Annotated in this window: 24 protein-coding genes and 3 tRNA genes; 4 read left to right on the forward strand and 23 right to left on the reverse strand. The window is 55.5% G+C overall.

The features are described 5' to 3' along the window. Positions 1–135: 135 nt before the first annotated feature. Positions 136–1557 carry an aminotransferase class I/II-fold pyridoxal phosphate-dependent enzyme gene (locus PT275_RS05175; RefSeq protein WP_277152951.1) on the reverse strand — a complete coding sequence of 474 codons (1422 nt, stop codon included), beginning with the start codon at positions 1555–1557 and terminating at the stop codon, positions 136–138. A 538-nt stretch (positions 1558–2095) separates the two neighbouring features. Then, on the reverse strand, positions 2096–2419 hold the full coding sequence (fdxA, locus tag PT275_RS05180; protein WP_277152953.1) for a ferredoxin: 324 nt from the start codon (positions 2417–2419) through the stop codon (positions 2096–2098). A 237-nt stretch (positions 2420–2656) separates the two neighbouring features. Between fdxA and PT275_RS05185 the strand changes: the two genes are divergently transcribed. Then, the gene (locus tag PT275_RS05185; protein ID WP_277152955.1) at positions 2657–2809 is read left to right on the forward strand and encodes a hypothetical protein; all 153 of its coding nucleotides are present in this window, start codon (positions 2657–2659) and stop codon (positions 2807–2809) included. A gap of 13 nt (positions 2810–2822) precedes the next feature. Here PT275_RS05185 and PT275_RS05190 read toward each other — a convergent pair whose 3' ends face one another. From PT275_RS05190 to PT275_RS05250, 13 genes are all read right to left on the reverse strand, one after another. Further along, the gene (locus tag PT275_RS05190; RefSeq protein ID WP_277152957.1) at positions 2823–4442 is read right to left on the reverse strand and encodes an amino acid permease; all 1620 of its coding nucleotides are present in this window, start codon (positions 4440–4442) and stop codon (positions 2823–2825) included. Positions 4443–4546: 104 nt separating this feature from the next. Next, positions 4547–6136, reverse strand: coding sequence for an amino acid permease (locus PT275_RS05195; RefSeq protein WP_277152959.1), 1590 nt, complete (start codon positions 6134–6136; stop codon positions 4547–4549). A 193-nt stretch (positions 6137–6329) separates the two neighbouring features. Beyond that, positions 6330–7730 (reverse strand): FAD-binding protein, encoded by a 1401-nt coding sequence (locus PT275_RS05200; RefSeq protein ID WP_277152961.1) that lies wholly within the window; start codon positions 7728–7730, stop codon positions 6330–6332. A 279-nt stretch (positions 7731–8009) separates the two neighbouring features. Next, positions 8010–8180, reverse strand: coding sequence for a 50S ribosomal protein L33 (gene rpmG, locus PT275_RS05205; RefSeq protein WP_277143788.1), 171 nt, complete (start codon positions 8178–8180; stop codon positions 8010–8012). Positions 8181–8229: 49 nt separating this feature from the next. Next, positions 8230–8303: transfer RNA gene (locus tag PT275_RS05210), tRNA-Met, on the reverse strand. A 4-nt stretch (positions 8304–8307) separates the two neighbouring features. Further along, positions 8308–8379 (reverse strand) — tRNA-Thr (locus tag PT275_RS05215). 1 nt (position 8380) lies between these two features. Continuing rightward, positions 8381–8462: transfer RNA gene (locus PT275_RS05220), tRNA-Tyr, on the reverse strand. Positions 8463–8583: 121 nt separating this feature from the next. Further along, positions 8584–8748 carry a hypothetical protein gene (locus PT275_RS05225; RefSeq protein ID WP_277152963.1) on the reverse strand — a complete coding sequence of 55 codons (165 nt, stop codon included), beginning with the start codon at positions 8746–8748 and terminating at the stop codon, positions 8584–8586. A 21-nt stretch (positions 8749–8769) separates the two neighbouring features. Beyond that, the gene (locus tag PT275_RS05230; protein WP_277152965.1) at positions 8770–9852 is read right to left on the reverse strand and encodes a histidinol-phosphate transaminase; all 1083 of its coding nucleotides are present in this window, start codon (positions 9850–9852) and stop codon (positions 8770–8772) included. 407 nt (positions 9853–10259) lie between these two features. Next, the gene (groES, locus tag PT275_RS05235; RefSeq protein WP_277152967.1) at positions 10260–10553 is read right to left on the reverse strand and encodes a co-chaperone GroES; all 294 of its coding nucleotides are present in this window, start codon (positions 10551–10553) and stop codon (positions 10260–10262) included. A 529-nt stretch (positions 10554–11082) separates the two neighbouring features. Further along, the gene (locus PT275_RS05240) at positions 11083–12702 is read right to left on the reverse strand and encodes a hypothetical protein (RefSeq protein WP_277152969.1); all 1620 of its coding nucleotides are present in this window, start codon (positions 12700–12702) and stop codon (positions 11083–11085) included. Positions 12703–12757: 55 nt separating this feature from the next. Next, on the reverse strand, positions 12758–13348 hold the full coding sequence (locus tag PT275_RS05245) for a GNAT family protein (RefSeq protein ID WP_277153673.1): 591 nt from the start codon (positions 13346–13348) through the stop codon (positions 12758–12760). Between the two features lie 165 nt (positions 13349–13513). After that, the gene (locus PT275_RS05250; RefSeq protein ID WP_277152971.1) at positions 13514–13822 is read right to left on the reverse strand and encodes a hypothetical protein; all 309 of its coding nucleotides are present in this window, start codon (positions 13820–13822) and stop codon (positions 13514–13516) included. Positions 13823–13987: 165 nt separating this feature from the next. Between PT275_RS05250 and PT275_RS05255 the strand changes: the two genes are divergently transcribed. From PT275_RS05255 to PT275_RS05265, 3 genes are all read left to right on the forward strand, one after another. Continuing rightward, on the forward strand, positions 13988–14686 hold the full coding sequence (locus PT275_RS05255; RefSeq protein ID WP_277152973.1) for a 5-formyltetrahydrofolate cyclo-ligase: 699 nt from the start codon (positions 13988–13990) through the stop codon (positions 14684–14686). Positions 14687–14863: 177 nt separating this feature from the next. Beyond that, positions 14864–15064, forward strand: coding sequence for an FmdB family zinc ribbon protein (locus PT275_RS05260; RefSeq protein ID WP_277152975.1), 201 nt, complete (start codon positions 14864–14866; stop codon positions 15062–15064). Positions 15065–15326: 262 nt separating this feature from the next. Continuing rightward, positions 15327–16133 carry an SAF domain-containing protein gene (locus tag PT275_RS05265; protein WP_277152977.1) on the forward strand — a complete coding sequence of 269 codons (807 nt, stop codon included), beginning with the start codon at positions 15327–15329 and terminating at the stop codon, positions 16131–16133. A 54-nt stretch (positions 16134–16187) separates the two neighbouring features. On the opposite strand, the gene PT275_RS05270 is transcribed toward PT275_RS05265, so the two are convergent. The 8 genes from PT275_RS05270 to pstB form a co-directional block, all read right to left on the reverse strand. After that, positions 16188–16412 carry a hypothetical protein gene (locus PT275_RS05270; protein ID WP_277152979.1) on the reverse strand — a complete coding sequence of 75 codons (225 nt, stop codon included), beginning with the start codon at positions 16410–16412 and terminating at the stop codon, positions 16188–16190. A gap of 27 nt (positions 16413–16439) precedes the next feature. Next, on the reverse strand, positions 16440–16646 hold the full coding sequence (locus PT275_RS05275; protein ID WP_277152981.1) for a hypothetical protein: 207 nt from the start codon (positions 16644–16646) through the stop codon (positions 16440–16442). Further along, positions 16646–20263 (reverse strand): helicase, encoded by a 3618-nt coding sequence (locus PT275_RS05280; RefSeq protein WP_277152983.1) that lies wholly within the window; start codon positions 20261–20263, stop codon positions 16646–16648. The genes PT275_RS05275 and PT275_RS05280 overlap by 1 nt, the downstream gene beginning before the upstream one ends. Further along, complete coding sequence (locus tag PT275_RS09220) at positions 20260–22317, reverse strand: FHA domain-containing protein (RefSeq protein ID WP_277152985.1); 2058 nt, start codon at positions 22315–22317, stop codon at positions 20260–20262. Before PT275_RS09220 ends, PT275_RS05280 begins: the two co-directional genes overlap by 4 nt. A gap of 273 nt (positions 22318–22590) precedes the next feature. Then, positions 22591–22974, reverse strand: a complete 384-nt coding sequence (rplL, locus tag PT275_RS05290; protein ID WP_277152987.1) for a 50S ribosomal protein L7/L12 — start codon at positions 22972–22974, stop codon at positions 22591–22593. A gap of 124 nt (positions 22975–23098) precedes the next feature. Then, positions 23099–23620 carry a 50S ribosomal protein L10 gene (gene rplJ / locus PT275_RS05295; protein ID WP_277152990.1) on the reverse strand — a complete coding sequence of 174 codons (522 nt, stop codon included), beginning with the start codon at positions 23618–23620 and terminating at the stop codon, positions 23099–23101. Positions 23621–24289: 669 nt separating this feature from the next. Then, positions 24290–25684, reverse strand: coding sequence for an NCS2 family permease (locus tag PT275_RS05300; RefSeq protein WP_277152992.1), 1395 nt, complete (start codon positions 25682–25684; stop codon positions 24290–24292). Between the two features lie 246 nt (positions 25685–25930). After that, a complete protein-coding gene (gene pstB / locus PT275_RS05305) occupies positions 25931–26710 on the reverse strand; it encodes a phosphate ABC transporter ATP-binding protein PstB (protein ID WP_277152994.1) in 780 nt (259 codons plus the stop codon). Between the last annotated feature and the right edge of the window lie 144 nt (positions 26711–26854).

A 26854-nucleotide genomic window follows, 5' to 3' on the forward strand; every position in this document is an offset into this window, starting at 1 on the left:
AAACGTGCTTTTCGTCGCAGCGAAATCGAAAACGCGACCAAAAGCATCAGAATACGTGCTTTTGGTCGCGTCGGAAAGGCTCCTCTACGAGCGACGGCCCAAGTAGTCGACCCATTCCGGCGTGAGGCCCCTTCCTCAGCCACGCAGACGGGCGACGACCTCGGCGATGGAGGCATCGGTGGCGGTAGAGGAGAAACGAAGGTGGGTGGGGTCGCCATAGAACTCGCCGGGACTGGCAACAATACCCAGACGCGCCAAATCGGCCATGTCCTGCCAGCAATCGCCGCTTTTCGCACGAACCCAGACGTAGAGCGCGCCTTGCGGCATGCGTGCGTCGTAACCATTGGCACGCAGCCCGTCGACGAGTTGGTGCAAGCGCTTGTCGTAGCGAGCCTGCTGCGTCTTGACGGCATCGGAATCCTGCAAAGCCACCGCCATCGCAGCCTGAACCGGACCGGGGATGATTTCGCCGATCTGCTTGCGATAGACCGTCATCGGACGGACAAGATCGGGGTCGCCGGCAATCAGTGCGGTGCGGTAACCGGCCATGTTGGATTGCTTGCTCAGAGAATAGAGCACAAGAATGCCTTTGGCGCTTCCGTCACAAACATCCGGTTGCAGCATGCAAGGAGCCGGCGCGGAGAAGCAAGACATCGAATCTTTCTCATTGGTGTCGTTAGATTGCAGCGCATAAGAGGCGAAAGAGAACTCACCACCATCTGACAAATCACGCACGCCGCCTCTACCGTGCTGCAGCACGCACGAAGTGGGTTCGGAATCAGCGTCAGAACTGGAATTACGCTTCTCACCATCGTTGGACTGTAAGCTGCGCGAGACTGAGCTCGCACCTCTGGAAACAACGTTTTCAAACGACTCATCATTCGGCTGCTTGGCCGGCTGACCGTTATCCGCAGCAACATTGACACCATCAGCGGCATTATTATCCGCCCACGTCAGCAGGCCGTAACATTCGTCGGAAAGGACCACAGCACCGATTTCGCGGGCGGCAGCGACGATACCGTGCAGCTGCGAGGCGGAAAGCACTTCGCCGGTCGGATTGCTTGGGGAATTGACCCAGATCGCCTTGACCCCAGGAACGCAACGCCACGAATCGACGTCGGCGATATCGGCGGCTTTGTAGGCCTTGGCACCGGCCAGTTGTGTGCCGATCTCGTAGGTCGGGTAAGACACCGCGGGCTGCACGATGACATCGCCGGGACCAAAATGCAGCAACGAGGCCATCAGGGCCACGCCTTCCTTGGAACCGACCGTAGGCACGAAGTCAGCGTCAATGGCCTCGAAATCGACACCACGATTGGTACGGAACCATCCGGCAATAGCGTCACGTAAGGCCGGCATACCGACCACCGTGGGATACCCGTATGCATTAGGGGCATCGGCGGCATCGGCAAGCGCCCGCTGCACGCTGGCCGGCACCGGGTCGACCGGCGAACCGACGGAGAGGTCGATCATTCCACCGGGAGCCTTTTTCGCGGTTTCCTTATAAGGCGCGACGCGATTCCAATCATAGGGAGAATCAAATCTGTAAAAACCCATTGCCGTCGCCTTTCACGTCGCTTCGGTCAAAGAAAGATACCTAATAGCGATAATACCGACAGCAGCGCCAAAACGACATGCAACGTGTAGCGGATTCCCCAGGTACACGGACTTTCGGATAACTCTCGGCATGGCAAGGATCAAGAGATATTGGCTTTTCAAGGAAGAAATGGATGGATAGATGGAGTCAAAAGACGAATAACCATCGAGGATACGGAACGTTATGTCGTTGGACCCGACGAACTTTTGAGGCATATTGTCGTCATTCCAGAAATCGCCCGGAAAACGTCCTAGTCACCGAATCACAATTGTTGCAGCACAAGTCCCCGCTATATTTAGGCCGGCATGCACGCCTGGTACGTAATACAGCATTGCTATGGCTCCATCCCAAGTAAAACGACAAGACAAGCACATAGTCATCAACATACGTGCACCGTAAATAGAACGATGTAAATAGTACGATACGACAAAACCCACGAAGCTCACTCGATAAAGTGAAATTCGCGGGTTTGAACGTCTTAAACGCGAGGTCTGAGAATCAGTCCTGATTCTGCGGGGGAAGCGCGGCGATACGGGCCTCGTCCTTGCCGGACGGGCCTGCGGCCTGAGCGCCGCCCAGATCGCCGATATCGTTGAAATACGTGACCGCAGCATCCTTGTACCAAGCCCATTCCTCAGGCACGTCGTCCTCGTAGAAAATCGCCTCGGTGGGGCACACGGGCTCGCAAGCGCCGCAATCCACGCACTCGTTGGGATTGATGTAGAGCGTACGATCTCCCTCGTAAATGCAGTCGACCGGGCATTCGTCCACGCACGCCTTGTCTTTGACGTCAATGCAGGGCTGAGCAATCACATAAGCCATTGAGGAGGCCTCCTTACAACCTTCAAGTAGTATCAGCCTACGTTGGAGCAACGACGGGCCGAATTCGGCCATAGGCACGACAAAATGTCGAAATACCCATACCCCGCGTTTACCGGTGGACACCGTCACCATGAAATAAAGAAACCTTGCTCTTTCCATAGCGATGAACACCATAGAAAACTGCCAAAACAAGAACATGTCCAATCATCAAACTGATTTACACGCCAGCTTGAATGTTTGAGCAAAGGTGCAGACAAATCTGTTCCGCAAGCCTTTCAGATACGCGGTCTTCATCACCATTGTTTGGCTACGCATGAAGAAAAACTCAAACGCAAAGAATTCATTCTTTGTTCAAAATCGGTTGCGGCAAAAGATGTCACAATACAATGACCTCGAAGTAGGTTCAGGCCCGTCGGCTTTCGGTGTTCTCTTCCGTCAAGCCGGCCAAATCCAGGTTTTCCTCGCCCTTCTGCGCATCGGCCTTCTGCACGTCCGCCTTTTGCGTATCCGCCTTTTCCTCCATGGCCTTTTCCATATCGGCATCGAGCTGGCCTGTGCCGAGAAGCGAGTGGCGGTAGGAATAGCCGAAATAAACGCAGAAACCGATCAGCAACCAGACCACGAAACGAATCCAGGTCAAAACCGTGAGATTGAGCATCAGCCAGAAATTGGCCACGGCGATCAGGATCGGAACCCATGGGCTACCAGGAATCTTGAAGGAACGCGGCAGATCCGGGCGCTTCCTGCGCATGATTGGCACCGAAATCGCAACCAGCGTGAAGGCCGAAAGCGTGCCGATATTGACCATGTCGGCCAGAATCGAAACATTGAAGCAGGACGACACGATGGCAACGAGCACACCGACGGCGATCTGCAGCTTGGCCGGCGTGCCGTGCCTGCCCACTTTGGACAGGCCGCGCGGCAACAAGCCGTCACGGCTCATCGCAAAGACCACGCGGGTCAGACCGAGCAAAAGCACCATGACCACGGTGGTCAGACCGATGACAATGGCGAAGGAGATGATCTTGGCCGCCCAGGTCGCCCCCGCAAGCTCGAAACCGGTGGCGAGCGACGGGTCCTTTGCCTTGGCGAGATCCTTATAAGAAACCATGCCGGTGGTGACGACGGCGACAAGCATGTACATCACGATGACCATCAGCATGCCGATGCCGATACCCAGCGGCACATTGCGCTTCGGGTTCTTCGCCTCTTCGCTGGCCGTGGCCACCACATCAAAGCCCAGGAACGAGAAGAAAACGAGAGCCGCGCCGGAGATGATGCCGGAAACGCCATAAACGGTGGGCTTCTGGCCGGTGACCCATTGCAGAAGCGGCTGGGTCATCACGCCTCCGGAAGCCGGACCCAGCACCTTGCTGGCAGGTTCGGACGGCGGAACGAACGGGGTGTAATTGGACGGCTTGATATAGAAGAAACCGACGATGACCACGAAAACGACAATGCCGATCTTGAGGATCGTGAATGCGCCGTCGACACGCGCGCCGATCTTCGTGCCGAGTACCAGGAGGATCGTGAAGAACGCGACGACAATCAGCGGAGCCCAATCAAACGTGAACCAGCCGAGATGGACTTCGGTGCTGGAATTGAAGCCCATCAGACGCAGGAAATCGTTAAGATAGACGCTCCAGTATTTGGAAACGACGGAACCGGCCATCAGCATCTCGAGGATGAGATCCCAGCCGATGACCCACGCCACCACCTCGCCCACCGTCGTATACGTGAAGGTATAGGCGGAACCGGCCGCGGGAATCATCGAGGCGAATTCCGCGTAGCACATCACCGCAGCCCCGCAAATGACCCCGGCGATAAGGAAGCTGATGATCGCGGCGGGCCCGGCATGGAAGGCAGCGGCCTGCGCGCCGATGGAGAAGATGCCCGCGCCGACGGCAACGGCGACGCCCATAACCGCCAAATCCCACGCACCCAGATTGCGCACCAGCTTGCGATCGCCGGTAGTCGTTTCAGCCAACGCCTGTTCTACCGACTTGGTTCTGAACAGTTCCATTTTTCTTTCCCTTTTAGCTTCCTAATCACGAATTCGCCCGTCTTAGAACAACAAAACGAACGAATCCGGTTGAAACCGCGACACGCAAAGGTACGCAGCCAGACCTACGCCCTGCGGCTTTCGGTATCCTCTTCCGTCAAGCCGGCCAAATCCAGGTTTTCCTCGGCCTGTTCCTCATCTTTCTTCTTTTCCATGGCCTCTTTGACGTCGGCGTCAAGTTCGCCGGTTCCCAAGCGGGAATGTCGGTAGGAATAGCCGAAGTAGATGCAGAAGCCGATCAGCAGCCAGACCACGAAACGAATCCAGGTCAGCACTGAAAGGTTGAGCATCAGCCAGAGGTTGGCTATGGCGATGAGGATCGGAATCCACGGGTTGCCCGGAATCTTGAACGAACGATGCAGGTCGGGGCGCTTCTTGCGCATGATTGGCACCGAAATCGCGACCAACGTGAAGGCCGAAAGCGTGCCGATGTTGATCATGTCGGAAAGGACGTTGATGTTGAAGCAGGAGGCGACGATGGCCACGACGATGCTGGCGGCGATCTGCAGCTTGGCAGGCGTGCCGTGCTTGCCCACCTTGGAGAGGCCACGCGGCAGCAAACCGTCACGGCTCATCGCGAAGACCACGCGGGTCAGGGACAGCAGCATGACCATGACCACGGTCGTCAGTCCCAGCACGATGGCAAACGAGATGATCTTGGCGGCCCAAGTGGCACCGACTAGCTCGAAGCCGGTGGCCAGCGAAGGGTTCTTGGCTTTGGCGAGATCCTTATAGGAGACCATGCCGGTGGTGACGACGGTGACGAGCACGTACATGATGATGACGAGAATCATACCGAGGCCAAGGCCGAGCGGCACGTTGCGGGCAGGGTTCTTGGTTTCCTCGCTGACCGTTGCGACCGCATCAAAGCCAATGAAGGCGAAGAAGACCAGAGCCGCGCCGGAGATGATGCCGGAAATGCCGTAGATGGTGGGCTGCTGGCCGATGATCCATTGGAAGAGCGGTTGGGTCATGATGCCGTCGGACGCGGCTCCCGGTACGGAACTGGCCGGCTGGGACGGCGGAATGAACGGGGTGTAATTGGACGGCTTGATATAGAAAAAGCCGACGATGACCACGAAAACGACGATACCGATCTTCAAAAGCGTGAACGCGCCGTCGACGCGAGCGCCGATCTTGGTACCAAATACCAAAAGGACGGTAAAGAACGCGACGACAATCAGCGGGGCCCAATCGAAGGTAAACCAGCCAAAATTGATCTCGGTACTCGAATTGAAGCCCATCAGGTGCAGGAAGTCGTTAAGGTAGACACTCCAGTATTTGGCGATCACCGAGCTGGCCATGAGCATCTCGAGGATGAGATCCCAGCCGATGACCCACGCCATCAGTTCGCCGACGGTCGTATATGTGAAGGTATAGGCGGAACCGGCGGCGGGAATCATCGAGGCGAATTCCGCGTAGCACATCACCGCTGCTGCGCAGATGATGCCGGCGATGAGGAAGCTGATGATTGCAGCAGGACCGGCGTGGAAGGCGATGGCCTGGGCCCCCACGGAGAAGATGCCAGCCCCGACGGCGACGGCCACGCCCATGACCGCCAAATCCCACGCGCCCAAATTACGAACCAGCTTGCGGTCGCCGGTGGTGGTTTCGGCAAGCGTCTGCTCCACCGACTTCGTTCTGAACAGATCCATAAGTTCTTCTCCCCTTGCCTGCTTCGTGCGTCTGCGCGAGTAGATCTACCGAAAGGATAGGAAACCGATATGACAACCGCGTTACCGGCTTAACAGGAAATGTTGGTATTTGACAGGAACGGAAAATCCTTGAATTATATGAGAAGAAAATCCATTCTACGACTTTCGCCTTGTCTCCTCGCAATATCGCTTTTCAACTCAGATCAAGACCGACGACCACCGGCTCAGGTTCCAGACGGATACCGAATCGTTCTTCCACACCGTTCTGGACCGTTTTCGCAAGTTCGGCGATATCACTGGCCTGAGCGCCGCCACGGTTGGTCAGCGCGAGGGTGTGCAGGGTTGAGAGCCCGGCTTTGGCATCGGGGCGCACCTTGTAGCCCTTGTGGAAACCGGCGTGGTCGATCAGCCATGCGGCCGAAGTCTTGACGCCGGGCTTGCCATCGGGCAACAGCGCATCGAATCGCGGGGCATCGGCGGGCAGCTTGGCCGCCTGCTGGCTGGTCAGTATCGGGTTGGTAAAGAAACTGCCGCAACTGTGCCGGTCGAAATCCGGCTGGTATTCGACTACGCCGCTTGCCGCCTCGCCCTGAATGGCATCTATTTCTGGCGGTTCCTGAGCATCTGACATATCTTGACCATTTGAATTTGCCGGGTCTTCCGCTTTGACGGCGTTGACAACGTTATGCCTATCCTTGCAACCGCGCATCCACCGGGAAGCGTATCTGCCCGGATCCTCCAGCATGCCTTTGGTGGCACGGATTTTCAGTACAGTCTCACGGATTTCGGCAATCGGCATCCGCTCCCCCAGCTCCACGCCAAGAGCCTTGGCCAACTGGCCGAACGCCACTTCGCCGGTCCGACTGCATTCCAAGGTAAACGTAGCGGAAAGCACCACGTAACGCGAAGTCGGGAAATAATCGTCTGTATCGTCTAATGAAGCCGATGACGCTGCATGTCCCAAGGTTTTGAGGGCTGAAGAGCGATAGCCGAATCGCATATCGGCAGGACTGAGCATGTCTATTGTGCCGGCTTTACGATCAAAGACCCTGACCGAAGTAACCGACGAACCGACTTCCTGACCGTATGCGCCGATGTTCTGCACCACTGCACCGCCTACGGTCCCGGGAACCCCCGACAGGCCTTCCACACCGGAAAAACCTGATTTTATGCAGAAAGCGACGAAATCATCCCAATTCGCCCCGGCATCGGCCACGATTTCGACGATTTCACCAGCTACAGCAGATTGGCTGGATCCGGCAGATCCGCCATCTACGTTTCCAGTGAATGCGTCGATTCCCGAAATTCCGACGACTTCCGCAACCCTGCCGGTTCCGGAAGTTTCGACGCCTCCATCACCCGCATTGGCACTGATATCAGTATTTAATACCGAAATACCGCGCCGGGCGTCACGTATGACAACACCAGGGAACGGGTCGTCGGCCGCCAACAGATTCGATCCACCGCCGATGACCAGTAACGGAAGACCAGCAGCATCGGCACCACGCACAGCCTCAATGAATTCCGCTTCACTTTGCGGCTCGATGAACCGATCGACCGACCCGCCCACATCGATGGTGGTCAGCTGTGCCAAAGTTGGCGTCCCGGCTGTTGATGCCGTAGACGCTGAAAACCCAGACGCCGGTGTCTCGGACGCCGGCATTCCGGATATTGGTGTTCTCAAGTTTGGCGAATCCGTTTGCCTTGTCATGCCGTCGTCACCTGTCTCCGTTTTGTGTCTGCTTTGTATCTGCTATCTGCATATGACTACTATTTGAACACAGCAACCACATGCGGCATTCTCCTCTGCAACGTTTGTCTGTCCAAATATGAAAAAAGCCCGACCGAAGTCAGGCTTGTATAGCTCTAAAACTCAACGAGTCTCACGATGCACAGTTTCTTTGCCGCAACGAGGGCAGAACTTCTTGAGCTCGAGACGATCTGGGGTATTGCGACGGTTCTTGGTCGTAATGTAGTTACGCTCCTTGCACACCGTGCATGCCAGCGTGATGCCCGGACGGACTGCGGCGCTTTTGCTTGCCATTGGTTCACCTTCTGCGTGTCGTTTCTTGCCGACGTATGTCGGAAGTTTGTAGCGGGAAAGAGGCTTGAACTCTTGACCTTACGATTATGAGTCGTACGCTCTAGCCAGCTGAGCTATCCCGCCAGAGAGCCTCGGGTGAGAATCGGACTCACGACCTCTTCCTTACCAAGGAAGTGCTCTACCACTGAGCTATCGAGGCGTGGCGGATAGTGGATTCGAACCACTGAAGCTATCAGCGGCTGATTTACAGTCAGCTCCCTTTGACCGCTTGGGAAATCCGCCAATTACTCACTTCGCAACTTTAAAAGCCTTGAAGCAGGCAACTTGACTATAATGCCATGAACCGCAGACGGATGCAAGCCCACGACACGCCTAGTGTGTCGGGAACAGTGCCGCGACACCTTCACAGCAGGGGCTTTCCACGCTGCAAATCCGACTTGTTCATTGGTTTTTGAAGCTTCTCGATGAGCCAAAGACCGGGTTCGCCAATCAGATTCGCCGCAAACATGAACAAGCACGCCTCAAACACAAAGTGGCCGTCGGCAATATTCCCGACGGCCACTTTCAACGATTACCTTCTACGCCGCTTTCAGGCGATGCCGTCAGCCTTCAGGTCCTTGCAGACCTCAATAACCCGGTCGTTGGCTTCCGTCTCTCCAATGGAGATACGAATGCCCTCGCCGTCGAAGACACGGGTGGAAAGGCCTGCGGCGATGAAGCGCGCGGCCGCCTCGCCGGTCTTGCTGCCAAGGGGCAGCCAGAAGAAATTCGCATACGGTTCCGGGAAGTCCCAGCCCTGCTCACGCAACGCCTTCACCACACGGCCACGTTCGCCGATCAGCGCCTGCACGCGCTCCATCAGCTCGCCCTTGGCATCGAGCGAAGCAATGGCCGCGATCTGCGCGGATTGGGTGACACCGAAGGGCAGCGACATCTTGCGCATGCCGGTGATGACATCAGGCTGGGCGATGCCATAGCCGATGCGCAGACCCGCCAGACCGTAAGCCTTGGAGAAGGTGTGCGCCACGACGATGTTCGGGTACTCACGGTAGAGCTTCATGCCGACGCTGGTGTCCGGTGCGGTGTTGAAGTGGATATAGGCCTCGTCAAACAGCACGATGACGTCACTGGGGACGGCTTCCATCAGACGGCGGGCGTCCTTGTCGCTCACCGATGAGGCGGTCGGGTTGTTCGGGTTGTTGACAATGATCATGCGGGTCTTGTCGTTGATCGCGGCGATCATCGCGTCGATGTCGTGGCCGCCGTCGGGACGGTTGGGAATCTGGACGCTGGTCGCACCTGCGCCTGAGACGATGATCGGGTAGGCCTCGAAGCTACGCCACGGGTAAATCACCTCGTCTCCGGGACCGGCCAAGAGGTTGGTCAACTGGGTGATGACCTCGGTGGAACCACAACCCAAGACGATCTCGTCCTGGCCGACCCCGTAATCCTTGGCAAGGCGTTCGATGACCTGCCAGCCGCCCATGTCCGGGTAACGGTTGATGCGGTCGAGCGCGTGGTCTTCGATGGCCTTGCGCACGCTGGGCAGCGGCGGGTACGGATTCTCATTGCTGGAGATCTTGTAGGAACGCTGGCCCGCGACTGCGGGGGCCGGCTTGCCCTGCTTGTAGGCGGGGATGGTATCAACTATGGCACGATGTTTGAAAGTCATAACCGTCATTGTAAGCCGCAATAAGCGATATTGCACACGTTGCGGCTCGCTTTTAAGACGGACATTACGATATGCTTATCACTATCGAACCAGACCGGAAGACTTACACTTACGAACCGCGATAAAAGACGCAAGAAAAACGAATGTCAGCCATATTAAACCGGAAATACAATCGCTAAAACCTATACCTCTCACAGCATTGCAATAATTGTCATTCCTTTTCGATTCGAAGATTGTCTGGTCGGCACAATCTTCGAATCGAGGCGCCAAAGGTTTCCCGACACATTATCGATTTACTGATTCCTGGCCGCGCAAAAAGTTTCCGCACAAAACAAACAATGCGCCTCAGCCACCATCTGCATGGCTGGGACGCATCGTTATCAAATCAAACTTGGCGATTACGGCAATCAGTTCAGGATCGCGAGCACGTCGCGGGCACCGACGATGAGGTAATCCTCACCTTGATAGTGCACCTCGGTGCCGCCGTACTTGGAGTAAAGGACCTTGTCCCCGACCTTGACATCCATCGGGATACGGTTGCCGTTGTCGTCGCGACGACCCGGACCGACGGCCAAAACTTCGCCCTGCTGCGGCTTCTCCTTGGCGTTGTCCGGAATGTAAAGGCCGGATGACGTCTGCGTCTCCGCTTCGGCTTGCTTGACAATAATCTTGTCTTCCAACGGTGTAAGTGAGATCGACACTGTGGACCTCCTCTTTCTTAAGTGAGAGTTTATTTCCTCGCGCGAGGACACCGCTTTCAGAGGCTGACGATCACTTTCGGCACCGTCCCTTTGCGCTTACCTATATATCGTAGCGCGAAAATTAGCACTCTGCCAACCCGAGTGCTAACGCTCTGAGTGAAACCTTCACAATTGAAGCTGATTATGTTGTATTTCCAAGAAATATCGCGGAAAATAAATGTGCAGATGCACACAAATGTGCGATGAGCACGAATCCAATATTCTGACGCTTCAGATGCGCACCTGAATGCCTGGCCGTCAGCGGATCGGCAGAAACCACATGCTTCTACACGAGACCTCGGAAGGAGCCAATAAGCCGACTTGAGCGTCGAGCACATACCCTAAACACTGAGACAAATGCAGGGCCTCACCATCTGGCTAGGCCGCGCTGTCTGGATGGGCCCACCATCTGGCTAAATTGAATCCGCAAAAGGCCATCTTGCCATTTGCTGCCAATGATGGGAATCATCAAAAGGCTACGTCATCCACCTCAGACGTTGCGACGTTCGAGAATCTTTTCCAGACCCGTCCCCAACGAGTCCGAGGAGACCGCCGGCGCTTCCGTTTCGGCAGAGACCTCCGCAGCATGGAACTTCTCAGGATCGTTGGTATACGTCGGTTTCTTATCGGTCGTAGTAGCGTTGTTACGCTGCGTGGCGTTATGTATCCGCTTGGCCGTCGCCCGAACGCGCTTGTGATTCTTCTTCCGGACTCGCTTCCCCGAAGAAGAATCGTGAGCGTTGGTTTCGTTCCCAGATGCCGATGAAACCGCCGAATCCGAATCTTCTGCTTGATTCCGGCCAATGCTTCCGGCTGATTCCTCGGATTGTTGCGAAGTCTGAGAAGATACCTTTTCAGTGTCTTTGGATTCGGTTACAGCCTTGGAAACCTGACGGGTGGACTTGATTTCCAGACTCTTCGGCTCCTCGTGCTTGACCTCAACACCATTGCGCGGCGCACCCAACGAGAACGAAATCAAATCTTGATTCGGTGCCAGATCGACGACATCCAAAGCCTGCGCCGGATGAACCTGCTTCAGCTCATGCGTGGCATCGCTGACCTGATTTAGCTGGTTTTCTTTGGTTTTGCTGGCCTTGACAACCTTTTTGTCAGTCGTATGCTGACACTGAGCATGCGAAGACTTTTCGGCATTCTTCGCTTTCGCCTTCGCCGCGTTGTCATCTTGAGGCTGTGAATGATGAGCCGAAGCCGAGTGCATCTGCTTCTGAAGTGCATCGGACTTCACCTCGTCACGCGACTTGGTATCCAAAGTTGGTGCTGCTGCCGACTTTTGGGAAACGTCAGCAGATTTATTCGTCTGTTTATCAGAAACGGGCTTGGCCTGTTGGCGGTCGACTCGAGACTCGCGCTTGGCGCGACGCTTTTCGACACGGTCTTTTTCGGCCTGCGTCGCCTTGAGGGCTTGTTCGATTTCGTGTTCGGCCATCATGCCGGTAGGTTGCTCATCGGTAGAAGCAGAAGCGTTAGCCTTAGCCGAAGCCGTAGCCTGACTACGCTGCTTGACCGCCTGAGTATGGGCATGAGCATCATCGCGGTGGGTAACAGCCTTGGTCTGCTCGGTATGCTTCGCCTTGAGATTGCGTTCCCACGCACGCGCATGATTGGCGGTACGGATCCCCAACGCCACGACGACTGCCAGCAAAGCGGCAGGAATCAATGCGAATAACGGGCTGAACTTAAGCGGGAATGAAATGCCGAGCACTACAACAGTGACAAGCAGCAAGGTTGCGGAAATAATGGCACGTCTGTGTGCCGCCTGACGACGAAGTTCACGAATGTGAGCGATTTTCGCCCGTTCTTTCGCGGCCTTTGTGGATTTTCGTGATTGCGCAGCCGGCACGTGGGATACCCCCTCGGCAATGCCTTTTTGCTTTGATTGCACGACAACCCCTTCCGACGAAGGTCGGCGATCATCCGAAAATCGAGTACCGCTGTCGGCATCAACCAGATGCAACGACGGCGAATACTTGTCTTCGCGATGCTCGACCACTCGTTTCATACTATCCTCGGTTTGCCGTGGCAGCCAACCGAGTATCAGGATAGCAAGAATGACCAGCACAACAACGCCGCTCACCCACGCATAATCCATACACTTAAGAATAGATAGAGTTAGTGACTTTTCACATGCGTGTAATTCGGGCGCGTCATGCGAGCAAACGGCCTGTAAATCCTTGCGGCACATCCTCAGCCAGCAAACTATACACATCATGGTCTCGCCACTGATTGTGGATATACATGCTCTTAAGACGAAGACCCTCGTGATGGGCCTGCAATTTCTGTGCTACCCGACGGGAGCGTTCGTTTTCGGGCAGCATCGATATCTCGAGACGATGCATTTGGGGGCCGGTGGGGCTGAACATCGCCCAGTCCGCAAGCATCGCTACCGCCAACGGCGCCACACCAAGCCCCGCATGGCCTTGGTCGACCCAGTAGCCGATGTTGCCGCTGCGCATCGATCCGTAGCACATCGCGCCCACGGAAATCTGGCCGATGATTGCCATTTGATATTCAATGACGAACAGTGCTCCAGTCCCCGACTCCTCATCAAGACGCTGACGCTGCAACCACGTGTTGAAGCTCAAAGATGGACCATGCATCGGATCGTTGGAATCCCAAGGCGCAAGCCACGCCGCATTGCGCTGTCTGGTTTCGTTCCATCCAGCCTCGTCTTCGGCGACCATCGGGCGCAGACGAATCTGGATGGCACCGTCGGGAGGCACCAACTCACGCGGCATGACGATGGCATGGGGGTTGGGCGTAAGCGCATTGCGCAGCGATCGAAAGACTGACACACGTTCATGATACGCTTCGGGCCGCTGCGGTGACCCGATACATAGGCGACCAACCTACTAACCATAGGAATCCACTGCCATCCATAACCGGATGCGTTTATGGATCCTTTACGACTGGGTGTTTCCCGGAATCTTTATTTTTATGAGTGCGTCTGGCGAATGATTGTAATTTGTGGAATCAATGCTGATACGATTTACGGCATTGATCACAACGGAATCGAAAATATTCGCAGCGTCATTTGTCTCTTGATCCGCAGCCGCCGACCCCCTTGCCAGCACCGGATTGGAGTAGCCCACGGCAATCGCATTGGCATCGGCCTTATGGCTGCCGTCGGACTTGACTACCGCCGGCACCACCATCACCATACCGACTATCGCAGCCGCCGCGAACGTCAGCACCTGTCTCATCTTTATCATCGTTTTCTCTTTCCAGCACCTCATCGAACCGAAATTTATCTATTTAATTCTTATGCAAACTCAAGACATAGAAAGACTGAAAGCGACATCGTTCCTATATGTATTTGTATTGCGTTTATTGTTTCGGACTCTTGCTCTGACTCCGCTTGCGCATAGGATTGGAGCATGGCTAACGATGCTGAAACAACTCTCATGTTGAAACAAGCAATGAGACATGCCGCCATCAGTAAACGCAAACAAATAGAAGCTGCAGCACGTGCAGAAGCATCAATCCGTCTTGCTGAAAACACAAAGATGCTATTGGACGAACTTTCCACTGATACCACGAAAGTCGTATCGCCCAAACCTGCCTTGTCACTGTTTTCCGGAGGAGAACCTGCGACTTTTCAACCCGGAGATACGGCAGTAGCGTACGTTTCGATGGGAACGGAAGTGCCGACGCTGGGGTTGCTTGATGCGCTCACCGGGCAGAAGCTGCGGGTGCTGGTGCCGCGGCTCGGACGCGGACGCGACATCGGTTGGAGTGAATATTGCGGGAAAAGCGGATTGCGTGCAATGCCACGCACCGCTGCAGGCGGGCTGAGGCCGGAGGAACCTGAAGGCGAGGTTCTGGCGCCAAGTGCCATTGCCGATGCCAAAATCGCATTCATACCGGCATTCGCGATCGATCTGGACGGAACCCGGCTTGGGCGCGGCGGCGGGTGGTACGACCAAGTGCTCGGGCTTTGTCGGAGCAATACGCTGAAAGTCGGGGTCTGTTGGGATTGGGAATTCATTGACCGCCATGACGCGGTGCCATGTGAAGCGCATGATATACCGGTGGATGCAATCATTACGCCAGAACGCCTGATTCGGCTTCATTAGCCAATGCCGGGAAACATCTTGTCCCGATAGTCCATATTCAAGCGTCGTTGACCGATTTTATGGCCGATAGGCCGTTGCGCGAAGACTTCTGGCTTCACCTGAAACGAACGGGCGTCAGGGCTGGGACTAGGATATGAACAGTTGAATTGTTGAGCTTTTACTTTTGTGGAGGGACCGTTGCCTACTTATCATTACCGTTGCAAGAACTGTGGATACGATTTCACCGAGCAGCAGTCGTTCTCCGACGACCCGATTACCGTCTGCCCGAAATGCGGCAAAGAGCAGGTGCGCAAGGTCTATTCAGCGGTACCCATCGAATTCAAGGGTCACGGCTTCTATCGCACTGATAAGGGCGGCTCGTCATCTTCGAAAAAATGATTGCACCCATACTGAATTTTCTTAAAAACCGATAATCTGCATTAATTCGAATGCTGGTTTTTGATTTTTGTGTTCTGCGTTTTTGTACCTTTACCGTTAGACTATTGTGCCCAAATTGGTATGCAAAGCTCAAAATCTGTGTTGTGGATAACTTGTTTGCACTCTCCACAGCGACACGCCTCAATTGTTGATAAGCCATGGCATTCGACCACACTACCCGTTTTTTACCCGGTAATTTCTAATTTTGGTTCATCATGGAGTCATGAACCTTTTCCAAAGCAGAAGCAAGCAGCGTTTGAACGTCAAGAAGCCGACGCTCAAACAGCGGCGAACCCTGCGTCAGACACGCACCATACTCGCCGCATTATGCGTGGGACTTGCCGTTTTCTTCGCGCTTCAGTCCATTTCCAGCAGCGTCGCCACCAAATCGGCAGTCACGGCGACCCATGCAATCAAGCGAGGCCAAACAATACACGCGGATGACCTGCGAACAGTGCATATCGCTGATAGCCCTGCATTGGCGGACGTTTTCGCCGCTGAAAATGACGTTACGGGACAGATCGCCCAAGTGGATATAGAATCAGGCAGTGTTGTCTGCCGGCCCATGGCTCGCGCCTCTCCCGTAATCAAGCCGGGGTTGACGGTGATCGATGTCAAAGTGACCGGTTCCGGGACCGCATTGATTCCCGGTGATCGAGTTTCTCTTGTCGGCAGCGCCGGATGCGACACTCTAGCGAATATGCCTGCTCAAAAAGACTCGGCAGCCCAGCAATCAGACGTTGCTGCCATGGACTTTTTTACTGCGAGCAATGTTGGAAAAGACTCAGCTGGACCGAGGCGACAATCAGAAACTGACAACAGCAAAGTCGGCCTGCATACCAAAAATGTGTTCGCAACAAACCAGTCAAACGGAGAAACCTGCATGCTGGCACAGCAGGCCACGGTAACCGGAAGCGCACACCGCGATGACAGCGGTATTACGACAACGCAACTTGCCATGCCACCACAAGATGCCGCACGCATCATGGCGGTCCAGGAACGTATGCCGATCATGGCAGCCAAGCGCTAAAGAAATCAGCACACTGCCTCAGGATGCAAATCAACCAACCAGGCCAAGCGATTTTTAAGTGGACTCACCATGAAGTCTTCCGGAGTGAAAAGCGGCAATCCACAAGATTCCATGCCTCACCATGCTTTTAGCTTTTTCTGAAAGGAAAAACCATGACCCATGCGCCATAATCAAAAGACCGAGAAACAATTCAAAGCCTCTGAACCAATCTGATGACCACAAACCGATGTTACGATTCGAATCACAAACAGCAACGAGTAATAGCCCAACTGCTGCCATTACCCGTTGCCATCGAACCGATATCGGTTACCTGTCCCGCTCACTGAAAATACCCCAATGCGGAGGCAACTCACTCAGAATGCGTTTGTCGTCATCATCCTGCTTGCGCCCCTGAGTATGGCGATCGGAAGGGTCAGGTTCCTCACCGTCGACGTCGAAGCGCTCATTGCCTTCACGCACCACACGTCGATGCGTACGGGACGACCGGCGATTGGGATTGTAAGCGCCAGCCATCAACGTACCTCACGATACAGATCACTGATGCGGCTGACGATACGATCGACTTCCTTATCCGGGTTGACGAAAGCGGCCACGCTCCATACCGTCATCACCGACCATCCCAGTGAAGTCAGATCCTGCATCAGCACACGGTGACGTCTGCGCGTGGACTGGATGCCCATGAAGCGCGCGTCATCGGTCATTACCGCCAACGAGAACGGCTTGTCCTTCAAACCGACAACCAGAGGAATGGAGATGCCACCATCGAAACCATAATTGGCGGCCACTTTGAGCCCGCGTGCACGAATGCGATCAGCCAAATCATCGAAGAGCACATTGTCGCCCTTCAGCGACATCGGGGGCCGTACCACTTCCTTGCCCAAATGTTCGGCCCAATTCAGCATAACCTTCAAAAGCTTCGGTCCTGGCTGGTGGAGACGATCGTCCTCCATGTCCTCGGAACCGAAAGCGGAAATGATATCGAGATTGCGGTCGGCCAGTGCAAGGGCGTCGAGCAGTTTGCCGTCCCCGCCTTCGCCTTCCAAGGAACCGAACTGCTGGAGGAGACGGCCATGAGTCGTCTTGGCAAAACACAGCGAAAGGATTACATCAGTGGCGCGCACACCGGCGACATCATCGATATCGACAAGACGCACATGACGGAGGAAACGACCCATCGCCTCATTTTTGCTGGCCAAGGATTTGAGTTCGGCACCCAGCCTGGTGCGAAACACCGGAGTCAATGTGACCACGGCAAGCAGATAATCGGTTGGCACCACAGTGAAGCTCGCGGCACGTTGCTTGATGATGGCAAGGACCTCATCAATCTCCTGTTGGCTGCTTTCCACCAATCCGGTGGCAAGTACAGGAACGCCATTCGCCTCGACCCGATGCAGACGAGTCCTACCTTCCATCGATTCGGTGGACACATCCCTTTCAGCACTGCCATAGTCTTGGGCCGAAAGGAAAAGCGAAAGACGCGGATCGCGGCACACAGGTCGGGAACCAACCGTGATTTTTGGCAACAGCGCCACCAACGCCTTCAACGATTCACAAGTGATGGTGGGTTGATGTGCGATGGCCACCACACGCTTGGCACGACTCAAAACGCTCAGCAACTCAAGCGCGGGAATATGGGAAGCGGCATCGACGATGGCCACATCAGCCAGCGGATCGGGGTTGCTCAGCACGGTAAGCGTAAACGGAGTAGCCATGATCACTGGCTTGGCAGCAGCGAAAATCTGCGGATATTCCTGAATGATACGATTCAATGGGACCCGCGCATTACTGGCCAAAAGCGTGTGCAGTTGATTAGCCTCCTGCGTATGCGAGAACAACATATCGCACAGGCGACGCATCGACTCCTGCTCAAGCATGGGCCCCACGGAATTGACATGGTCGATGTCGACTTGCACAAAGCGATCGGCCGCGGACTGCAACGCGGAACCATCCTGATTCGAGATGATGGCAGAAGAACGAACAATGTCTTCAAAGACCGTCGTCCACCAGGAAAGCTGAAGCTCGCCTTCCACAGCATTTACGTCCACATGCCTGTTGCGCAGGTCATCGATCAGCGCATCAAGCCCCACGGAATGAAAATCGCGTTCGAGGCAGGCACGATTCGGCAATGTATCGAGCGCCTTGCGGTCGGAATACAGGCTTTTAAGCCTTTCTTCCAACCTCGCCAGATTGACGTTTTGCAGGTCGCCGCCTTCCACGGTGGTGGACAAGATGGTGTCGAGCGCGGTGATGTCGCGCATCAGCGATTCCTGTGTCTCCACAATATCGTCCAGTTTCGGCGGCAGCACCGGCCAACCGCCATGGGGAACGATTTCATGCCACTGCGCCGACTGCTTGTCCACAACCTTCAGCGCATCGTGCAAATCCTCAACTTGGGATCCGGCGCGAAGCAGACTCTTGGCTTCTTTGATATGACGACGCCGCTCCCAGAAGCCCATATTCGTCCCCTCGGCCTTGCGTTGGGCCTTGGGCTTGCTGGCCTCGATCATGGAGTCGATGTCACGTTCGAAAATCTCAGGTTGGAACACATCAAGCACGCGGCGCAGGTTCTTCAAAACCGTCACCTGACGGCTCCATTCCTGAACCGTCAAAGGTACCGGAAATCCGCAGGTCTCAGCCACCGATGCCACTTGGTCACGGGTTGCAGGCAGAAGGCGCTGCAACAGATTCTCAACCTTCTGATAGGCCTCGATGGCCTGATTCTCGGAAAAGATCGACGCTCCGTACCAGGCTGTGTCTTGCGGTCCGATGGTGAATTCACCGCATTCGCCTGCCTGGCGCAGCTTCTTGACCCAGTCTTCCATATGCGGGGCAATGGCTCTTGCCGCCTGGTTGGAAAGCCGAACATGCGTGGCAGGATGGGTCGGCATCGCCGAAATGCTGGCAAGGTTTTGAATGGTCTGATAGGCGGAAACGCCCCATTCCTGACTTACCCCGTGCAGGTCACCGAGGTATCGGGTCAACCGCGAGCGCACCCCTACCAGCTCGTCGGACACTTGGTCGAAGCGGGCGACGGAAGCCCCGGGTTGGAAACCGACAGCCGCGATCAACTCTTTGTCGATCTGCTGCGTGGCCTTCGAATCGGCCATGTCGATGACTCGGCTGCCCATACAGAAGGAATCCATTTCACGGCTGAAGCGCTTCTTTTGCGCAGCCACTCCGGGGACATAGAGCACAGTCCGTCCGGCGGATACACAACGCGAAGCGATGGCAGCTGCAATCTGCGCGGTGTCGTTGCCAGAGGCGTCATCGACAAAGATCGAATGACCCTGTGCTGCCATGTTGGCAGCATAACGTACCGAGTTGTCGACATCCCCGGCTTCATGCTCACCGTGAGGATCGGCATCAAAAGGACTGAAACTGGGAAGCTTGGCGTCCTTCAAGGCGCTGATGGCATCAGCGTTGCCGGCCAAAGCGTCGAGCGCCATGTTGCCGCTTGGCCTAGTGCTCAAGGAGTCGATGATATGACGGCTTTCGGCAAGCATCTTGGTGGCGGGGTCCATGAAACAACCCAGAATGATGTTGCGCTCGATATCGAAATCCGTGATCTTGGGCTTCACTTCGTCGGTGATGGCAGTGAATACCGAAGACGTGTCAGGAGTCCCGCTGGCATAATTTCTGCCGTCGAACAGAGCAGACTCATTGATGTCGATGTGTTGTTCATGCATCGCTGTGGTGAAAGCGGGATTGAGGCTCACGTGTCCGGTGAAACGAATAACGGCATCGGTTTCCCGACCACCCGGCTTACGGCGTACCTCGACGGGATAGAGCAGGACCGGCACCGAGTTACCCTGCCAAGTGGCAACGCCGACCACCAACGACAATTCAGCCACCCCAGTAGCCCTCGTCTTGACGGCCTTGTCGTCGAGGACACGTTCAAGCCTGCGCCCGGCGGCTCGAAGCATACCTGCATCACGAAACATGGAATCAAGCGTCGTGTGACCGCTGGCGAAAAGCTGCGCTATCCCCGAAGGATGTGCATGGGTCAGGTCAAGCTGCGCGGCAAGCTGTCCAACGTCTTCCAAAGGCGAGGGAACAAGTCCGCTACGATAATCGTCGTACCATTTGCGCATCGATTCGATGCCTTTTTTTGTCTGGTTCGTCTCGCTCATTGCTTGCGTCCCTCCCCGACCTCGCTACGATACTCGAGATATCCTGAATTCTGCGACAACGCGGCATCGATATCATCGTTGCCTACAGCTGAAAGCCACGCATACAAATCGTCATACAGTGAAGGATTCATTGCAAGGAACGGCAAAAGCTCAGGATGCTTCGCCATTTCAAATTGCACGCCGAAATCAGTGGTTCGTTTGGCTTCTTCCGAATTCATGCCCTCCACCTGAACCTCAGGTTGGGGCTGGTCGAATTCTCCGTTCGAGACCTTTTCAAAAACCGAACCGGCCTCAAACACAGGCTTGAATGTTTGCGTCGCATCAATCGCACCACCATCGCTGATGGTAGGTTCCGATATCTGCGTAGCGGAGGTATCGACTTGCACTGGAGGCATGAACTTATTGCGTTCCTCAGAGACTTGGGCCGTTGTTCTGCCGTTCTGCGAATTGACGAAAGGCGTTTTGCCACGGGCACCGCCACCGGCCGACTGCTGGGGGTTGGCATTCATGGGAACGAATACCGCTTCATTCTGGTCGCCAGAGGCCTGGAACGAACCAGAAAAAGCATTCGAACGATTACCTGCCTGATCCGTTTGCCGCGGCGCTACGTAACGTGCCGGAGCCTGTTGCCCTGCAGTGACACCAACCTGTTGATTCGTCTGCTGCGTTTGTGTTTGCTGTGGCACGGATTCTTGCGACTGCCTTTGCTGCCGCATGGCTTGCTGTGGCTCGGTTCGTTGCGACGCGGTCTGTTTCACAGACGTTGGCTGCGCCATAACGGCTTGTTGTGATGCCGCCTGTTGGGACGACGACTGCGGCATCGGCATCGCTTGCTGGTGCGCTTCGGGCTGCTGTTGCGACTGCACGCCTTGCTCTTGCGGCATGGTTGCTTGCTGCGTTTGCGCAGTTTGTTGCCCGGCCATGGTTTGCGGCCCCAGAACCGCTTGTTGCGACCGCATCTGTGAAGCTTCCCCGTCATTGCCATTTACCGCTGGCTGCGTACCGGCTTGCCTGTCCACAGGCCGATGCTCGGCAGAAACCTTCGACGGGTTGTGCTCGTCACCGAGCCTCGTTGGCAGTGAGACCTGCTGCATTCCCTGTTGCGATTGGTTCTGATTACTTTGTGATGATACGTTTCTGCTTGCGTCAACGAAACCGGCTGAGGGTTGACCATTACCTTGCCCGGCAGCAAGACTTTGCTCGGCGGAAATATTCCCTTGACCGGCATCAGTCCCAGCCGCTTTTTCCGCTGCTTCACTTTGCAACGCATCCTTGAACAGATCGCGTGCCTGAACATCAACGGGGGAAGTCTGCGGTGCCATTACATTGAGCGAAATCTGATCGATGGCATGATCGTTTTGCCCGTTGCGGATACGTCTGCCATCAGAACCGTTATTGGGCAACGGAGCCTCACCGGGTGCTTGCTCAACGTTGTTCTTCGCATCACCCGTAGTCGCTCCATTGGATTTCTGTGAATCCAGACCGGATTGTGCGCTAGCCGATTCCGAAGCGCCAAGACGGCTGGCCACGTCTGCCGCGCTGAAAGCCATAGTGGGTTCGCCGGCACGCAGGTTCAGGATGTCGTCCACCGACATATCGGCCATATCCGGCTCGATATCGGCGTTTTCACCACCATCCAAGGCATAATCGAACAAATCGGTTACCGGATTGTCATCCACGGAATGTTCCTCAACGTCAATCCGCACGAAATCAACTGGTACATCCCCGAACTGCAATCTCATCGGTGAATCCGGAAAAATAAAATCCCGATTGGGGGTAAGGGGCTTCAAGCCGTTTTCGCCCACGACATATGAACCATTGGTGGAATTCATATCGGTGACCGATGCCCCACCATTGGCGGCGACGGTGAAGACCGCATGGCGTTTCGACATCGAACGGGTATCGTCGTCGATCTCCAGCCTTCGATGTCCGTCATCAGCAAGCGGACGCAGAGGTCTACGGCCGATCTCGACGTTTTCGCCGGGGCCGACATCGACTTTCGTAGAGCCATTGACTTTGATGACCCAATGTTTCGTCGTTCGCGGATCAGACACCTTGCGGCCTCCCCTTATACACAATTGTTGCGCTAATGCCATTCTGCCATGTTTTCAATGAATTCAACAGAAAAATGACAGACATTGACAACCTTTACGCATGAGCCTGCTCTGTTTTCATTCGGAAACAGGCCACAGATACTACGATAGCCGACAAAATGAACAAACCCTGCGAGCGGAGGTTCCGCACACAGGGTTTGCGACGATTGTTGAAACTTTCAGGCAGCCATCGGCTTTATGCCGCTATTGCCTTAAGCCTGCAACAGGAAGGAACTACTTGAGTTCGACAGTGGCGCCGGCCTCTTCGAGCTCGGACTTGGCCTTCTCGGCGTCGTCCTTCTTGGCCTTCTCGAGAATGGTGGTAGGAGCACCGTCGACGAGCGCCTTGGCGTCAGCCAGGCCCTTGCCGGTGATGTTCTTGACAGCCTTGATGACCTGGATCTTCTTGTCACCGAAGGAGGAGAGAACGACGTCGAACTCGGTCTTCTCTTCTTCGGCAGCGCCTGCACCAGCGGCAGGAGCAGCGGCAACGGCGACGGCCGGGGCGGAAGCCTCGACGTCGAACTCGTCCTCGAACTTCTTGACGAAGTCGGAGAGTTCAACCAGGGTCATTTCCTTGAACGCATCGAGGAGCTCATCGCTTGAGAGCTTAGCCATAATGGCTTCCTTTCAATCATGGCGGCGGATGTTTTGTTGGTTTCCGTCACCTAAATTCTTAAAATATCTTTAATTATTCACTGCAAAACTGCTTGGTGTTCACGCGGCCGAAACCGCGAGAAAATCAAGCGGCCTTTTCCTGCTTTTCGCGCAGGGCGTCGAACGTACGCACAGCCTTGGTGGGCAGAGCGACGAACGTGCGAGCGGCCTTGGACATAGTGCCCTTGAGGTCGCCTGCCATCCTGGAGAGCAGGGTTTCGCGAGATTCGAGGCTCGCGAGTTTCATGAAGCCTTCGGCGTCGTACATGGTTCCGTCTGCGAAACCACCCTTGATGACGAGGGCCTTGTTTTTCTTGGCAAAGTCACGCAGGACCTTCGCTGCCTCGACGTAATCACCCTTGACGAAGGTGATTGCGGACGGACCGGCGAGTGCTTCATCGAAGCCCTCGTACCCAGCCTCTTTGGCGGCGATGCGAGCGAGCGTGTTCTTAGCCACTGAGTAGGAAGTATCGCGGCCTAGCTTTTCGCGCAGATCGGAAATCTGCGGAACGGTAAGCCCGCGGTACTCGGTAAGGTAAACCGCATCGGCATTACGGAATTGATCCGTAAGCTCGGCGATCACCGCTTCCTTTTCGGGCCTTTTCATGGCGTTCCTTCCTGAGTCGACCATTGATCGGGAAATCCGGAACGTTTCGGCGTTTATGGGCATTTTACTGCGTTGCTGCAAAACTTGCAGCCCTACAAAAATGCCCTGCACATAGGCAGAGCACCATATCGGCCGCTTGCGCGACCCAGCCTTCTAGAAGGCTTATGACATTCAACCTATGCTGGCTTGGCGAACCAAACTTCGAGAGGCTTGCACCTCTAACCAACAGTCTGTGGTTTACAGGTAAACAGTATACGGACGCCGCCCGACCGCGCGACACGCGCACGCACTAATCAGCGAGAAAAGCACCAAAAACGGACCAGAATGACGCTTTTCGCACTGATTTAGGGCCTCATTGAGAAGAAAAGCACCTTTTTGTGGCGATTTTGGCGCTTTTTCTCACTGGATTATGACGCTAACGCGACCAAAAGCACGAAAAACGGGATCAAAACGTGCTTTTCGTCGCGTTCCACAATAGACTGCGACCAAAAGCACGAAAAACGGGGTCAAAACGTGCTTTTCGTCGCAACCGGCAATAAGCTGCGACGAAAAGCATACGATCAAAGAGCCGGACGACTGAGCAACTCGACGACTGAACGGTCAAACGACCGTACCGTCAGACAACCAGCCCGTCAGACAACCAGCCCGTCGAGCGGTCTAGGCCAGCGCTTAGAGCACGGCCTGAAGCGCGAAATCGAGAATGAAGAGGGCGGTGACGATCCACATCACCGGATGGACTTCACGAGCCTTGCCCTTGCAGATCTTGACCAAGCAGTACATGACGAAGCCGGCGGCGATGCCGTAGGAGATCGAATAGGAAAGCGCCATGAACACCGAGGCGAAGAGCGCCGGGATGGCTTCGGCGAGGTCGCCCCAGTTGACTTCCTTCAGGCTGGAGGCCATCATGCAGCCGACCACGACGAGCACGCCGGCTGTCGCGGCGGACGGAATCGCGGAGACCAGCGGCGAGAGGAACATCGAGATGATGAAGCAGACGGCCACCGTCACGCTGGTCAGGCCAGTGCGGCCGCCAGCGGCGATGCCGGCCGAGGACTCGACGTAGGTGGTGATGTTGGAGGTGCCAAAAAGGCCGCCGACGGAGGTGGCGATGGAATCGGCGAAGAGCGCCTTGTCCATCTTGGAGCTGAAGCCATGGCCGTTGGCCATGTTCTTGATGTCCTGATCGGAGAAGATGCCGGTCTTGCGGCCGGTGCCGACCAGTGTGCCGATGGTGTCGAACATATCGGACATCGAGAAGGCGAAAATGGTGACGATGACGAGCGGCAAACGGCCGAGGTTGCCGAACAGGGCCGGGAAACCTTGCGGGCTGAAGATCGCGAGGAAGGTGGTGGGCAGCTGGGCGAAGGTCGCGCCGATCGAGACGGAATGGCTCATGCTGGTCACACCGAAGGGGATGCCGATGATGGCGGCGGCGATGATCGAAATCAAGAGCGAGCCGCGCACATTGAGCAGGGTGAGCACGATGGCGATGGCCAAGCCGATGAGGAAGACCCAGAGCTCGGGATTGTTGAGCGTCGAGAGACCAGGAGTCGCGTGGATCGGGCCGCCTTTGGCCGCGGCCTTCGGATCGCCGGGAGTGAAGGAGATGAAACCGACGTTCAACATGCCGACATACATCACGAACAGACCGATGCCGCCGCCGATGGCGTGTTGCAGGGATTCGGGGATGCAGGCGATGATGAGCTTACGGATGGAGGTGACGGTGACCAGAATGTTGATGAGGCCGCACAGGAATGTCATACACAATGTTTCCTGCCAAGTGAACCCAAGCCCGGCGCAGACGGTGTAGGCGAAGAACGCGTTCAAGCCCATGCTCGCGGACTGCGCGTACGGAACGTTGGCGAAAAGGCCCATCACGAGCGTTCCGGCGACGGAGGCGATGATAGTGGCCAAGAACACGGCGCCCCACGGCATGCCGGTAGTGCTCAGGACTTGCGGGTTGACGACGATGATATAGCTCATCGCGAAGAATGTGGTGATGCCCGCTGTGATTTCAGTGGATACGTTGGTGTGATTTTCCTTGAGATGGAAGAACCTGTCCATCGTTCTCTCTTCCTTGGTTTGAGCACCGCCAAGTCAGAGGTTGCAAAAAGGGGGCGGTCGGCGCTCATGGCGTTCAACACGACAAGACCGACGAACTTCACTAGCTGTTGATAGATGAATTGACGATACGGAGGTTGCTGCGACTCGCCCGCGTTTCCACGGACGTCTCAAACATAACACCGGCACTAGCCATGAATTTTCTAGTGTGTTTGGCGATTTTTGCACTAAAAATTTCGCAAACTGAACTCAGCCGAAACGACCGGAGATGTAGCGCTCGGCCTCCTCGTTTTGCGGGTTGTTGAACATCGTGGTGGTATCGGCGAAATACTCGAGATGGCCGGGCTTTCCGACGGCCTTGAGGTTGAAGAAAGCAGTGTAATCGGCCACGCGGGCGGCCTGCTGCATGTTGTGGGTGACGATGACGATGGTGTAGTCATGCTTGAGCTCGTCGATCAGGTCTTCGACGGCCAAGGTCGAAATCGGATCGAGGGCGGAGCACGGCTCGTCCATCAGGAGCACCTGCGGATGGACGGCCACTGCGCGGGCGATGCACAGGCGCTGCTGCTGCCCGCCGGAAAGTCCGATGCCTGGCTTGTCAAGCCTGTCCTTGACTTCGTTCCAGAGGTTTGCCCCGCGCAACGCCCACTCCACCAGATCGTCGGCGTCGGATTTGGAAATGTGCCGGTTGTTGAGGCGGATGCCGGCCAAGACGTTCTCGCGGATGGACATCGTCGGGAACGGGTTGGCCTTCTGGAAGACCATGCCGACGTCGCGGCGCACGGCCACCGGGTCGACGCCTTTGGCGTAGAGATCTTTGCCGTCGAGTAGCACCTTGCCTTCCACGCGCGCGCCAGGAGTGATCTCGTGCATGCGGTCGAGCGTGCGCAAAACCGTGGATTTGCCGCAGCCGGACGGGCCGATAAAGGCGGTGACCTTGTTGGCCTGAATGTTGATGTTCACGTCCTGGACGGCCAGAAAATCACCGTAATAGACGTTGAGATGTTCGACATCGATGCGTTGCCCCATGATGACCCGCTTTCTCTGTTAATGACGTTTTGATAATGCTGTACTGGTTGTTTTTGCTATCTCGTTGCGATAATCGTTATCCCCTGCGTATCGCTTGTTTATATTATTTGTATTACTTTCATTGCTTGATCACTTATCCAATAG

Source organism: Bifidobacterium sp. ESL0745 (assembly GCF_029433335.1).
GTDB lineage: Bacteria > Actinomycetota > Actinomycetes > Actinomycetales > Bifidobacteriaceae > Bifidobacterium.

What these genes read in the sequence shown, in the direction of transcription:
- PT275_RS05270 (WP_277152979.1), bottom strand. Translation starts at nt 16,412, where the DNA reads ATGGCAGCAGTTGGGCTATTACTCGTTGCTGTTTGTGATTCGAATCGT.
- PT275_RS05175 (WP_277152951.1), bottom strand. Translation starts at nt 1,557, where the DNA reads ATGGGTTTTTACAGATTTGATTCTCCCTATGATTGGAATCGCGTCGCG.
- PT275_RS05190 (WP_277152957.1), bottom strand. Translation starts at nt 4,442, where the DNA reads ATGGAACTGTTCAGAACCAAGTCGGTAGAACAGGCGTTGGCTGAAACG.
- PT275_RS05255 (WP_277152973.1), top strand. Translation starts at nt 13,988, where the DNA reads ATGGCTAACGATGCTGAAACAACTCTCATGTTGAAACAAGCAATGAGA.
- PT275_RS05300 (WP_277152992.1), bottom strand. Translation starts at nt 25,684, where the DNA reads ATGGACAGGTTCTTCCATCTCAAGGAAAATCACACCAACGTATCCACT.
- PT275_RS05250 (WP_277152971.1), bottom strand. Translation starts at nt 13,822, where the DNA reads ATGATAAAGATGAGACAGGTGCTGACGTTCGCGGCGGCTGCGATAGTC.
- PT275_RS05240 (WP_277152969.1), bottom strand. Translation starts at nt 12,702, where the DNA reads ATGGATTATGCGTGGGTGAGCGGCGTTGTTGTGCTGGTCATTCTTGCT.
- rplJ (WP_277152990.1), bottom strand. Translation starts at nt 23,620, where the DNA reads ATGAAAAGGCCCGAAAAGGAAGCGGTGATCGCCGAGCTTACGGATCAA.
- PT275_RS05275 (WP_277152981.1), bottom strand. Translation starts at nt 16,646, where the DNA reads ATGGCTGGCGCTTACAATCCCAATCGCCGGTCGTCCCGTACGCATCGA.
- PT275_RS05280 (WP_277152983.1), bottom strand. Translation starts at nt 20,263, where the DNA reads ATGAGCGAGACGAACCAGACAAAAAAAGGCATCGAATCGATGCGCAAA.
- PT275_RS05245 (WP_277153673.1), bottom strand. Translation starts at nt 13,348, where the DNA reads ATGCCGCGTGAGTTGGTGCCTCCCGACGGTGCCATCCAGATTCGTCTG.
- pstB (WP_277152994.1), bottom strand. Translation starts at nt 26,710, where the DNA reads ATGGGGCAACGCATCGATGTCGAACATCTCAACGTCTATTACGGTGAT.
- PT275_RS05265 (WP_277152977.1), top strand. Translation starts at nt 15,327, where the DNA reads ATGAACCTTTTCCAAAGCAGAAGCAAGCAGCGTTTGAACGTCAAGAAG.
- rplL (WP_277152987.1), bottom strand. Translation starts at nt 22,974, where the DNA reads ATGGCTAAGCTCTCAAGCGATGAGCTCCTCGATGCGTTCAAGGAAATG.
- PT275_RS05230 (WP_277152965.1), bottom strand. Translation starts at nt 9,852, where the DNA reads ATGACTTTCAAACATCGTGCCATAGTTGATACCATCCCCGCCTACAAG.
- PT275_RS05195 (WP_277152959.1), bottom strand. Translation starts at nt 6,136, where the DNA reads ATGGATCTGTTCAGAACGAAGTCGGTGGAGCAGACGCTTGCCGAAACC.
- fdxA (WP_277152953.1), bottom strand. Translation starts at nt 2,419, where the DNA reads ATGGCTTATGTGATTGCTCAGCCCTGCATTGACGTCAAAGACAAGGCG.
- rpmG (WP_277143788.1), bottom strand. Translation starts at nt 8,180, where the DNA reads ATGGCAAGCAAAAGCGCCGCAGTCCGTCCGGGCATCACGCTGGCATGC.